The sequence below is a fragment of the Chitinophaga sp. ARDCPP14 genome (assembly GCF_051362515.1).
Taxonomy (GTDB): Bacteria; Bacteroidota; Bacteroidia; order Chitinophagales; family Chitinophagaceae; genus Chitinophaga.
Map to the genome: position 1 here is coordinate 33,432 of NZ_JBKIXB010000014.1, position 12,446 is coordinate 45,877.

9 protein-coding genes are annotated in these 12,446 nt (G+C 52.0%); all 9 read right to left on the bottom strand.

The window, feature by feature from the left end:
- Nucleotides 1-36: 36 nt before the first annotated feature.
- The gene (locus ACLHR0_RS28320; RefSeq protein ID WP_436491168.1) at nt 37-2,652 is read right to left on the bottom strand and encodes a DUF4132 domain-containing protein; all 2,616 of its coding nucleotides are present in this window, start codon (nt 2,650-2,652) and stop codon (nt 37-39) included.
- A gap of 21 nt (nt 2,653-2,673) precedes the next feature.
- A complete protein-coding gene (locus tag ACLHR0_RS28325; protein ID WP_436491170.1) occupies nt 2,674-3,813 on the bottom strand; it encodes a VWA domain-containing protein in 1,140 nt (379 codons plus the stop codon).
- On the bottom strand, nt 3,803-6,163 hold the full coding sequence (locus ACLHR0_RS28330) for a DUF5682 family protein (protein ID WP_436491171.1): 2,361 nt from the start codon (nt 6,161-6,163) through the stop codon (nt 3,803-3,805). Before ACLHR0_RS28330 ends, ACLHR0_RS28325 begins: the two co-directional genes overlap by 11 nt.
- A gap of 296 nt (nt 6,164-6,459) precedes the next feature.
- A complete protein-coding gene (locus ACLHR0_RS28335) occupies nt 6,460-7,539 on the bottom strand; it encodes an ATP-binding protein (protein WP_429047218.1) in 1,080 nt (359 codons plus the stop codon).
- 24 nt (nt 7,540-7,563) lie between these two features.
- Nucleotides 7,564-9,018, bottom strand: coding sequence for a DUF5691 domain-containing protein (locus ACLHR0_RS28340; protein ID WP_436491173.1), 1,455 nt, complete (start codon nt 9,016-9,018; stop codon nt 7,564-7,566).
- Nucleotides 9,018-10,331: an SWIM zinc finger family protein gene (locus ACLHR0_RS28345; RefSeq protein WP_436491175.1), complete on the bottom strand. Its 1,314-nt coding sequence runs from the start codon at nt 10,329-10,331 to the stop codon at nt 9,018-9,020. Before ACLHR0_RS28345 ends, ACLHR0_RS28340 begins: the two co-directional genes overlap by 1 nt.
- Nucleotides 10,332-10,447: 116 nt before the next feature.
- Entirely contained in the window at nt 10,448-10,759 is a 312-nt protein-coding gene (locus ACLHR0_RS28350) for an iron-sulfur cluster assembly protein (protein WP_429047223.1), read from the bottom strand.
- Nucleotides 10,756-11,184 (bottom strand): SufE family protein, encoded by a 429-nt coding sequence (locus ACLHR0_RS28355; protein WP_370909913.1) that lies wholly within the window; start codon nt 11,182-11,184, stop codon nt 10,756-10,758. Before ACLHR0_RS28355 ends, ACLHR0_RS28350 begins: the two co-directional genes overlap by 4 nt.
- Before the next feature lie 10 nt (nt 11,185-11,194).
- Nucleotides 11,195-12,442, bottom strand: coding sequence for an aminotransferase class V-fold PLP-dependent enzyme (locus ACLHR0_RS28360; RefSeq protein ID WP_436491178.1), 1,248 nt, complete (start codon nt 12,440-12,442; stop codon nt 11,195-11,197).
- Nucleotides 12,443-12,446: the final 4 nt, after the last annotated feature.

Here is a 12,446-nt window from a genome sequence, read left to right on the forward strand (position 1 = left end):
TACAATAAAATCCCGTGATTTAAAAGAACTGCGCCATTAACCTTCCTGTTCCATATAACCGCTTGGTAATCCGTTTTCCATAGAGGCGTCGCCATAGTCGTATTCTACCGCATAATTTTGCGGCAGGGTTACGGGCCTGTCCAGTTGAGGAAACACCGGCTGCGCCTTGAATGTATCTTTCCATTGCTGCAGGGTAGCTGTATCCAGGTGAATGGGATGCAATATCCTTACCTGCGCATTTTCCGGAAGGGTAAGGGAGTCGCCGGTAAGCGTCCGTGGCGTGATGTTTTCATCGCAGTAGAAGGCGGTGATCAGCTGATCGCCTTCATCGAATAACGCCCAGACAAGCCTTGTGGCGAAAACGGACATCACCGGGTTGTGCCGGAATACGGCCTGCCATTTTTCGGCGCTCCATTTTCTTTGTTCTTCCAGGAAAAGTTCCAGTCGCTGTGTTTGTACTTTGATGGTATCGGCCATTTCCTTTGGCAGTGCTTTGAAAGCATTCCTGATTTCCCTGGGAGTGGCTACGGGAATGGCTTTCAGGCGACGGCCCTTATCATTAATGTAAGCCGGTTTAAAGTTACTGTCGAGGAATGCGCGGTATGTTTCGCCTTTCACTTCAAAGGACCGGTACAGTCCATCGAAGCCAAAATCAGGCACTATTGAATCGATCAGCTCCTGCAGCGTTAAACCTCTTTCTGTGGCCGTCAGCTCCAGCGCCCGGAGGGCTGCAGCGCCTACTACTGCTTTACGGAAGCGGTACCTGCGTGAGAAGAATTCCACTTCGCGGAGCGCTTTATTGCTGCCATGCAGGGCCAGCGCGCCCACGCCGTGTTCCGCCATTTTGAGGCGTTTGGTGGTAATCCAGAGCTGTATGTCTTCCCGCAGGGTATCGGCCAGCAGGTCGTCTCCCAGCAGGGCGGTGAGCGTCATGAGGTACTTTAGCTTCAGGTCGCCGCCCTGGTCGGCATATGCTTTATAGAGTGCGCGGGCAAAGTCGCCGCTGCGGGACCGGTCGATCAAACGCAGCAGTGGTTTGGCTTCCACGTCGGCGTGTACTTCCGTTACCCTCGACATGCGGTAAATCAGGAAGCGCATCATGTCGGTGGTCATCACCGTACCATCCAGCAGGTAGAGCGGCGGCAAGGCTTTGTCGTCCAGCCATTTCTCTGCCGGTTTGGAGAGTTTGTGTCTTTTCTTTGCAAACATCACCAGCCTGGTAACGAGCACCAGGTCGTCGGTATCTGTGAGGGTATGTCCTCCCAGTGTTTCCAGCATCAGGTCACGTGCATCGTCGTTTACTTCCTTGTGGAGCGCCTGTTGCAGCAGTTCGCGGGCATGCTCATGGTCGAGTTTAGACAGGATCTGTACGGCGGTTAAGCGTTGATCGGCTTTCTTATGCCCCAGTAATTCCGCCGCTCTTTCCAGCGCCCGCGGGTGTTCCGCCAGTATCACGGCAACGAGCGTACGAACTGATTTCAGTTTATGCAGGGTGTATGGCCAGAGCTGATCTATATACAGTGCCTTGTCCAGCTGGGAGAGTACCGGGAGTATTGTTCTGGCGTCGTAATCATTTTCCAGTGCGTGCAGCAGCATGGGTGCTGCCTGTTCCTGTAACTCGTCTGCCAGCACCTGGAAGGCTTCGGGGTGGAGCGAACGTTTTTGAGCAAGCAGGTCAGCAAGATAAGGAACGGCTGCGGGGCGGTCGAGGTGCAGCAAGCCGCGCACTGCCAGCACGCCGGGGGGCATATTGTTGGGCGGTATGTTCCCTGTTACCTTTGAGTACCCCGATTCCGGTGTGTATGAGCCGGTAACCTGCCTTTCCAGGTAATCGTAGGCTGCTTTCAGCAGCCGTTGGTTATATTTTTCGGGAAGATGACCGGCGAGAAGATAATAACCACTGACGGCGGCGGCATAATCGGGCAGTGCAGCCAGTTGCGTGGTTGTTTTTTCGATCAGCGGTTCATACTTGCCCGGGTTGTTTTGCAGTAATACGCGGGACACGGCCTGTTGATCCGGAAGGTATTCCGGCAGCAGGAGGATGTTTTCCAGGTATTCCATTTCCCGGTCCGGGTGTCCTTTGGTAAGGAGCCGGAAGAAGAGGGAGTTCCATCCTTTTTTACGCCAGGTGTTTACATAGGCGTTGATCACATGTGGTTCCGCACTTTTGATCAGGTCCTGCAGAAATTTGCGCAGGGGCGTGAATTTCAGCGGTGCAAGGTCGAAGTTATTGCCGTCCCTGGAATAGCTGATCATGAGAGAGCCGATTTCTTCCGGTGTGCAACCCCGTTGCTGTAGGTAGCTGGTAAAATAGCTGAACCGCAGTACAATGGAAGAGGAGGTTCCGGGCATGTCCATCATCGGAATGATGGTTGTCAGGAAGGTTTCCCTGCATTCGTTCCAGGTGATCGGTGGTGAAATCAGCTTTAGTATGAGCCGGTCGTTGTCGTCCCAGTGGTCGGGAATTTGCAGCAGGGAGATGAAATGTCCCATTTGCCGGGCGGTTTCAGCGGTGGGAAATACCGGTGTTTCATAGGTGTGCCCTGTAAGGAAATCTACCCCGGACTGTATAGCGCCTGCGATGTTTTCATAGTCATTCAGTTGTTTCAGTTTTTCAACAAGAGGTAGTATAGTTTCCTTTTTGTATGGCATAAGGGTATAGATAGATTCAGATTATTTTTTCAGCACAATATCTTCTTTTGCTGCCCATTGTGCAACATCCTGTTTGCTCAATGCGCAGGCCATCATCTCCGGAAACTTGTCCGGGGAGCAGGCGAATACGGGTATTCCGAGGTTTGCCAGGAATTGGGCATTCTCGTGATCGTAGCTGGGGGCGCCTTCATCGTTCAGCGCCAGCAGTACGATTACCTGTACACCTGCTGCTGCAAGTTCGGTAAAGCGTTTCCGCATATTTTTTTCATCTCCTCCTTCAAAGAGATCGGTGATCAGTACCAGTACGGTGTCTGCCGGTTTGGTGATGATCTGTGCGCAGTATTTCAGTGCGGCATGGATATCTGTACCTCCGCCCAGTTGTACGCCGAACAGCAGTTCCACCGGGTCCTGCAATTCTTCTGTAAGGTCTGCCACGGCGGTATCAAAAACCACCATCTGTGTTTTTAGCGCCGGGATAGAAGCCATTACAGCCCCAAAGATACCAGAATAAACGACAGAGGTACCCATTGATCCGCTTTGATCCAGGCATAATACCACTTCTTTCAGCGCCGACCGTTTGCGGCCGTACCCGATCAGTGTTTCAGGGATAATGGTTTTATACTCCGGTTGATAGTGTTGCAGATTTTTCCGGATGGTGAGGGGCCAGTTCACCTCGTTATGCCGTGGGCGCCGGTTGCGTGCACTGCGGTTTAAGCTGCCGGTGATGGCTTGCTGGGTAGGTTGCGCCAGTTTCCGCATCAGTTCATCCACTACTTTTTTCACTACCTGCCGGGCGGTGTCTTTGGTTTTTTCCGGGATAACCTTGCTCAAAGTCATCAGGGTGGCCACCATGTGTACATCGGGTTCTATGTTTTCCAGCATCTCTTTTTCGAAGAGCATCTGGGTGAGGTTCAGGCGTTTGAGGGCATCTTGTTGCATTACCTGCACCACAGAGGCGGGAAAGTAGCTCCTGATATCGCCCAGCCAGCGGCTTACGTTTGGAGAGGATGGTCCTAATCCTCCCTGCCTGGTGCTGTCGTACAGTGCTTCCAGTGTTTTGTCCAACTGCAGGTCCGTTTTATTTAACGGGAAGGAGGTACCGTCATTCTGGGATCCACCCAGTACGAGCCGCCACCTGCGAACCTGTTCTTCATGCTCCATCCGGTAATAATTTAGCGTCTTTAAATCCCAGCAGCTGCATCACTACGGGGATGCCCCGGGCGCCCCGGTCATGATCTATATCCCCTGTGGCAGCTGTTTTTATGCTGGTTCCATTTCCGCCGTGTTTCACTTTGTCGCCCAGTTTTTTTCGTTCCGGGGCGGTAAAGTTAGAAAAGGTGCGGCGTAATAACGGCAATACCTGTATGAAAATATCATTTTCCAGTTGGGAAACCCAATTATGCACCATGTCCCACAGCTCTTCATCCAGGAGCAGCAGGGTACCGCTGCCCCTGAGGAAGCCCTCCAGCCAGGCGGCCGCCAGTGCAGGCGGATTGGCTACTGACATGGATACACTGAAAGCTTTTACCAATGTTTCCCCCGTCATTATTTTGCCGTCGAAGAGGAGCCGTGAAGCGTAGCCGGCTATCATGGGGGCCGATTGCGCGTTGCGGGAAATGGCCAGCAGCGTTTCCTGCCAGGAGGTGGTGAGGGCATTATCCTGTATGAGGTTAATGGCGTCGTTCATGGCAAAGAAGAGATCCAGCAGCGGGAGTGCGGCATCATCGGCAACGGCGGTGCAGGCAGCGGGTAAGCTGATGCAGATGCGGCCTATCATGCTTTCGGTGATATTGCTGACCAGCGCCGCATCTGTTTTGCGCACGTTGCCATAGCGGCTGATATTTACCAGTGAGGGAATTACTTCCATCAGCTGGAGCACATCGCCGGAGGCGGCAGCGAGGTTGTTGATCCGGTGGATCAATACTTCCACTACAGCGGGGAGTTCTGCAGGGATGGCTGATTCCAGCATTTTACATACCTGCTGAAGAGTGCCGGTATTATTGGCGGTGTTGGTAACAAAGCTGGTAGCGGCTTCTGCTACGGTATTTCCCCAACTGCCTTTTTCGATGATATCAATGGAAAAGGCGGGGTCCCATTGCAGGCGCCATTGTTCTTTGAAGGTACCTTTCCCGGATACCTCGAAACGTTTTCCCCAGTATATTTCCAGCAGTTGCAGGCGGTGGAGGAAAATACTTCTTTCCAGGTCCGTGTCTTTCCGCAGGTCGAGGGTATAGTCTTTAAAGTCAGCTGTTTGCGGCAGCCTTAGTTTTTTCTGCCACCGGGAAATATCGGCCTGGAGTGGAGGCGTAGGCACTTCTGCGGGTACTTTCCCGATCCGGTTGCGTACAATCAGCTCATCACGGATCAGTTGCATGAGGATACTTTCCCCGTTGCAGAGCACACTGAGGGTGGCCTCGTTGAGTTCTTCCAATCCGGGTCTGGGATAATGACGGAGGGCAGCCAATGCGTTGGCCAGGCGTACTGCTTCCATTACGTGCGCCACGGAGGTATCCTGTTGCTGCTCCCTGAAGAGCTTTGCTACCAGCGCCATCCAGCGGGTACCATCATCGGCAGGGTATTCCCAGATGTGTTCGTACCATCCCGGTGAGGGAATGCCGGCGCCATAGCCGCTTTCATAACTGAGGCGACTATACGTCCATGGTATCCAGGTGCATTCCACTTTTACTTTGGGGAGGCCTTTCAGCAGGTCGTTATCATCTTTTTGTTTGGGCATGGTTTGCAGCGCCGGTGCGTGCCAGGCGCCGCATATGACGGCTATCCGCTGGAACATTTCCTTTTCTGCCTGGCGGATGCACTTCCGCATCCAGGCTTCACGGAGGGCTTCTTTCCGGTCGTACCGCCGGGGGAGTTCTTCCCGGAGGGCGTGCATGGCGTCATGCACCGCCTCAAATACCTGTTCCTGTCCGAGGCGGTATTCAAACATATGTTCCCACCAGCGTTCGCTATCGTCGTATCCGGCGGCATGGGCCAGGTGGGCGACCGGGTCTTGTGGTGATGGCGGGAGAAATTCCAGGTCCAGTTCTTCCGCATTGAATGCTTTCGTGGAAGCATTCAATGCGGAGTTCAGTTCCGCGGGAGGCATGTCTTCCCCTGGTGTTGTATTTTCAGCTTCTTCTTTTTGAGCTTCCTCTTTTTGAGCGCCGGCTGCTCTTTTTGCCGCGGCTTCGTTTTCCATGCCGAATACATGGGCCAGGGGAAGGTCCATAAAGCGGGCGTGGATGCGGTGGGTTTTGGCATACAGCATGGCCTGCCATTCCGGTGAGAAGGCCGCAAATGGATAGAAGCAGGCTTTCTGCGGACTATCCGGCTGATAAGCCAGGATGGCCACGGGTGGTTGCAGCTCTTCATGACCGGTCCATTGCAGCAAGGCATCTGCTTCCGGTGGTCCTTCGATCAGCACAATATCCGGTTGCAGCTCTTCCAGGAAAGCTTTTACATTCCTGGCTGAGCCAGGGCCGTGGTGCCGGATACCTAATATATGTACGGACATACGTCGATCATTATTAACAAATGAATGGAGTGCCAGCAGTTCGGCACCTCCCGGAAATTATACTGAAAGTAATTTCTAAACAAACATAATGTAATAAACACATTATGATTTACTTATGAAATTACTATTAAAGTAAAAACTAAAGCAGTAAAGCAGGAGTTTTCACGTTGTATCACGCTTTATAGCCTTCATAAAGGTGGACTTGATACGGCGTATGCCCGGCTTTGACCCTTAGTAAGGGTGGACTTGATACGCTTCATCCCCGCTTTAAAGGCGGACCTGAACCTTACCTGCTGCTAAGCGAGGTCACGGCAGGCGCGGTACACATCTTTCCAATCCTCCCGTGTTTTTACCACTGTTTCGAGATATTCCTGCCAAACCAGTTTATCCTGAACGGGATCTTTCACTACAGCGCCGATGATGCCGGCGGCCAGATCCGCAGCATTGAGGGTACCATCGCCGAACCAGGCGGCCAGGGTGAGACCATTATTCACCACAGAAATGGCTTCAGCAGTGCTGAGAGTACCGCCGGGCGATTTCAGTTTGGTTTTGCCATCGAGGGTAACGCCGTTGCGGAGTTCGCGGAAGATGGTAACGATGCGGCGGATTTCTTCCACCGCAGGCTTTTCTGCCGGCAGGTCCATCGTTTTTTCAAAGCTTTCCACTCTTCTTCTTACAATATCAATTTCTTCTTCCATAGAATCCGGAACAGGCAAGATAACGGTATTGAAGCGACGTTTCAGCGCACTGGATAATTCATTTACGCCTTTATCGCGGTTGTTGGCGGTAGCAATGATATTGAATCCTTTGGTAGCCTGTACTTCCGTATTCAGTTCAGGAATGGGAAGCGTTTTTTCCGACAGGATAGTGATGAGGGTATCCTGCACATCGGCGCCGATGCGGGTGAGTTCTTCTATGCGGGCAATTTTGCCTTCCTGCATCGCGCGCATCACCGGGGTTTCCACCAGGGCATTCCGGGTAGGGCCTTCGGCCAGCAGGCGGGCGTAGTTCCATCCATAGCGCACACTTTCTTCGCTGGTACCGGCGGTACCCTGAATGATGAGCGTGGAATCGCCGCTGATGGCTGCGGCGAGGTGTTCGCTCACCCAACTTTTGGCGGTGCCGGGCAAACCATACAGCAGCAGGGCCCTGTCGGTGGCGAGGGTAGCCACGGCTATTTCCATGAGGCGTTTGCTGCCAATATATTTAGGGGTGACTTCAAAACCGTTCTTCAGTTTCCCGCCGATCAGGTAAGTAACTACCGCTTGTGGCGGCAGTAACCAGTTTTGCGGACGCTTCCCTGCGTCGTCTTTTTTCAGTTCTTCCAGCTCCTGTGCGTACAGTTGTTCGGCGTGGTAACGTAAAATGTCTGACATGGTATGTTGATTAATGTGTTTGGATTAAAGTGATTGTATCTGGCTTTTTGCCTGGAGCAGCCGGCCCAGGTGAACTTTGATATTATTCCAGTACCCGGTGTGATAGGCCTCCACGGGTGTGATATCATCCAGGGTGGCGGCAATGGCCACGGGTATCTGCCGGATATGATTATTCATGAATTGCTGATTGTAGGTGTAAGGCTGTGTGGCCGCATATTTGAAGATCCGGGTACACAGCGGGAGGCTCCATTCTTCCTGGTTGTTGCAGGCGTACTGGATAATAGAGTCCGGGTGTTCATCAAAGAACTTTTCACTGAACTGCTGTTGTTGTTCCGGTGGTAGCAGGGGGATGATATCTATATAAAAAGTTTCGCTGTGCTCCATAAAGGAAACGGCGCGCGCTTTGTCTTCAAACCAGGCAATAGCCAGCACCAGCGCAGGGATAAAGGGTTTCAGCGATTCCTGCAGCTGGAAGAGAGCGATGACCCTTTCCGTATTCCGGTTAAAATGTTCTTCCCAGCGAGCCGGGTGTACGAAGCTGATCAGCTGGCAGAGGATGTGTGTTTCATCCGTAATGCTTTTATCGTTGCTGAGTTTTTCGATGCCGCTCTGGAAGATGCTGTCGTCCGTTATTTCCGGGAGCGCTACGGTTACCTGACCGTATTCATCGAGTTGTATGGCGCCGGCTACGATCTGCCAGTATTTTTCATGGAGGGAGGAGCCGGGCAGTTTTTTCAGGATGCGGGTGGCGGTGTCTTTTACCTGTTTACTTTTTTCGGTGAGCAGCGATTCCAGCCAGGGAATGTCTGCGGGATGGGCAGGTTGTTCCAGTACGGAGAGCAGTTCCGTTTTCACGGTAGCGCTTTCTTTAGGCCAGGATTGCTCCAGCCAGGTGCGCGCCATTACGGGATCGGTTGCACGCAACTCCTTCAGCGCTTCAAAACGCTGTGCGGTGGCGCCGTTCTGCCATCTGTCTTCGATGGTATCCGCTACGCGTGAAAAGTTCCAGTCGGGGTTAAAGTGCCCGAGCCATTCCGCACGTTGTCCGCCCGTAGCAGCGATCAATGCGCGCAATGATTTATTCCGCCAGCCTTTGTCGAGCATCACGGGCAGTTGCGCCGGTGGCAGGAGTACATTGGCTTTGGCGCAGTATTCGAGCCATAGCTGGAGCAGCTGGATGCTTTCGGTTTCCAGTACCTGTTGCAGTACTCTTATGGCGGCGGGCTTGCAGTAAAGTTTTGTTTCCGGCGGGCACACTTTCATGGGTGCTACGTTGGCGGTAACGGGTTGCGTGCCGCTCAGGCGGTAGTTATAGAGCACTGCTGCCAGTTGCAGGAACTTATCTTCTTTATCTGTGTGTTCGCCTGTCAGGATGGTATGGGCCGCCTGTTGCAGGGGGCCGTTCATACCGGTGCTGTCTACCGGTTTTTTAGCGGTGCCCAGTAAGGCGGTATTAATGAGTTGATGCCAGTGCTCCATTATAATATTTTATATTCCTGTTCATGCCAAACGCCAATGGGTTCATATTGGGTTTCTTTACCGGTAACTGCCATGTGGAGGGGTGTTCCCCCGCTCAGCGCCAGCAGTTTCCAGGTGTGCTGGAAAGTTTTTTTCACGGCCATGAGTTGCTGACGGCTGTCCTGTAGCCACCATTGATCCGCGTGCCAAACAGGGGTAAGGTCTGCGATCGTATATACCTGGTCGTTATACACGGGCAATACTTCATTGATGGCGGTTTGCGCGGTTACTACTTCCTGCCATCCGGCATAGCCGCTGAAGGTGTGGTTTGCCGGCACCGTTACCTGTTGTTTGATCAGTGCGCGCAGCGGTGCTGCGGAAGGATAAAATACCAGTTCCGCATTGATGGCGCTGCCGGGAGTGAGGGTATTGGCGATGGTGCTTTGTCCGCGTACATAAAACTGCAGTATCAGTGCGGGACGTTTGGTATTTATGCCGTATAGCCAGTAGCGTTCCACCACGAGGTGGTCTTCTTCCGTGGTTTGTTTTCCCAGTACCTGCCAGGTGTCGGTGATACCGTTTTGTTCCTTCAGTTCTTCCTGTGAGGTAGAAAAACCGGCGAGGGTGCGGATATCCTGCCGGAGTGCTGGTGGGAGGTCGCTGAGGTGCTGATAGCCCTGTATAACGAGGTAAATGCGTGTGAGCTGGGTGATAAAAACGGATTGCCATCCGTCGTGGAAGTAGCTGATGTCTGCCAGTTCGCGCATCATGGCGGCGAGGCCGGGGGCCTGTGCATCTACCATGCGGCGGATCATATTTTCGAAGAAAGCCGGATCTTTTTCGGGCATGTCCATGATACCGTTGCGCACGAGATCTTTTATCCAGCGGAGAAGTTCTGCGGCGCCGTCGCTTACTTTCTGCATGCGTGCCTGTTGCCTTTTGGCCTGGGCGGAGGTATCTGGCTGCTTCTCTGTTGAAGTGGCGGATGTATTTTTCTTCTCTTCTTTTTCGGCGCGTTTGGCGAGCCATTCGCTTACCCAGGACGGTGGTGTTTCTTCCTGGAAGGAAGCCCGTTGCCTGGAGTAGAGCAACAGCAGGCCCAGTCCGTGTTTACAGGGAAACTTACGGCTGGGGCAACTGCATTTGAATGCCATGTTGCCGGTATCTATCTGTGTCTGGTATGGTTTGCTGCCGCTGCCCTGGCATTCGCCCCATAACGCTATATCGCTGACGCCTTTACTAACCCATTTAGCCGGATTAGCCAGATCCTTCCCGGATTTACGGGAAGATTCATCAGGCGCCATAGCAAGCACTTGTTCGTCGGATAGGTTCAATGGATTAACGATTTAAAGCGCAAAGTAAATAATTCCATAAAATAAAAAACCAAATATCAGGTAACACTACGCAGTGTATCTGATATTTGGTTTTAGTATGTAAGTATTGTGTTGTTTTACAGAAAGCCGAGTTCCAGTTTAGCTTCTTCGCTCATCATTTCTTTTGTCCAGGGGGGATCAAAAGTAAGGTGCACATCCACATCGGAAACGCCTTCTATATTTCTTATTTTTTCATCTACTTCCCGGATAATATCGCCGGCTACGGGGCAGCCGGGAGCGGTAAGGGTCATATCGATACCGATCCTGTTATTTTCCTTGATCTTTACTTCGTATACCAGTCCAAGTTCCCATATGTTCACCGGGATTTCCGGGTCGAATACGGTTTTGAGCTGTGCTTCTATCTGTTCTCTTAATATTGCTTCACTCATTGCTGATTAATTTTAGCCTGGTAGGCGATGGCGTACAGCTTCATTTGTTTGAGCATACTCAGCAACCCGTTGGAGCGGGTGGGGGAGAGATGGCTGCTCAAGCCGATGGCATCGATAAAATAAATATCTGCTGCGGCAATTTCCTGTGGCGTATGACCGGAAAGTACATAGATCATCAGGCTTACGAGGCCTTTGGTGATAACGGCATCGCTGTCGCCGGTAAAAAAAAGTTTCCCGTCTTTCAGCTCTGTATGCAGCCACACGCGTGACTGGCAGCCTTTGATGAGATTGTCCGGCGTTTTAAATTCTTCTGAGATGAGCGGTAATTCCTTACCCAGCTGGATGATATATTCGTATTTATCTTCCCAGCTGCCCATCACCGAAAAATCGGATATTATTTCTTCCTGTATTTCCTGAATCGTCATATTCACCTGTTTACAAAAGCATGGCGGCGGCTCTTTTTATGCCGGTTACCAGTTTGTCTATTTCTTCTTTGGTATTATAGAAAGAAAGGGATGCACGCACGGTACCCGGGATTTTAAAGATATCCATCAGTGGTTCGGTGCAGTGGTGTCCTGTTCTTACGGCGATGCCTTGCTGATCCAGCAGTTCACCCATATCAAACGGGTGGATGTTGTGTACCAGGAAGGAGATGGCGCCGCTTCTTTCTGTGGCGTCTCCGATAAAACGAATGCCATCGATCTGGCGTAGTTCCTGCATGGCATATTCCATCAGCTCTTCTTCCCATTGCTGGATTTTGGAGATCCCGGTTTGCTGCAGGTATTCGATAGCCGCGCCCAATGCGATGCCACCGGCAATGTTGGGGGTACCGGCTTCAAATTTATACGGCAGTTCGTTATAGATTGTTTTTTCGAAAGTAACGGTTTTGATCATATCGCCGCCGCCCTGGTAGGGGGGCAGTTTATTGAGCCATTCTTTTTTGCCATAGAGTACGCCGGTGCCGGTAGGGCCATAAATTTTATGGCCGGAGAAAGCCAGGAAATCCACGTCGAGCGCCTGCACATCGATACTGATATGCTGGATTGCCTGTGCGGCATCGAGCAGTACTGGTATATTGCGTGCATGCGCCAGCGTTATAATGTCCTGTACCGGGTTTATGGTTCCCATGGTATTGGAAACGTAGGTAACGGCTACTATTTTCACGGAATCATCCAGCATGGCTTTGTATGCGTCCATCCGGAGTTCGCCGCGGTCGTTGATAGGAATTACCTTGAGTGTGGCGCCGGTTTCTTCGCAGGCTATCTGCCAGGGCACTATATTACTATGGTGTTCCATGGCGGAAATGATGACGCTGTCGCCCGGCTGAAGGAAGCGGCGGCTCATGGTATTGGCTACCAGGTTGATGCCGGCGGTGGTACCTGCGGTGAAGATTACTTCATGCGGGTCTGCGGCATTGATATAACCTGCAATGGTGATGCGGGCTTTTTCGTATGCGTTGGTAGCTACCTGGCTCAGGTGATGTACACCCCGGTGCACATTGCTGTTATATTCTTCGTAATAGCGGGCTTCCGTGTCTATTACAACCTGTGGTTTCTGCGTGGTAGCTCCGTTGTCGAAGTATACCAGCGGTTTACCATGTACCTGTTGCTGCAGGATAGGAAAATCCTTTCTGATCTGCTTTACGTCCAGGCCGTCGGTTATGATGTTAGCAATATGTTCCATCGTA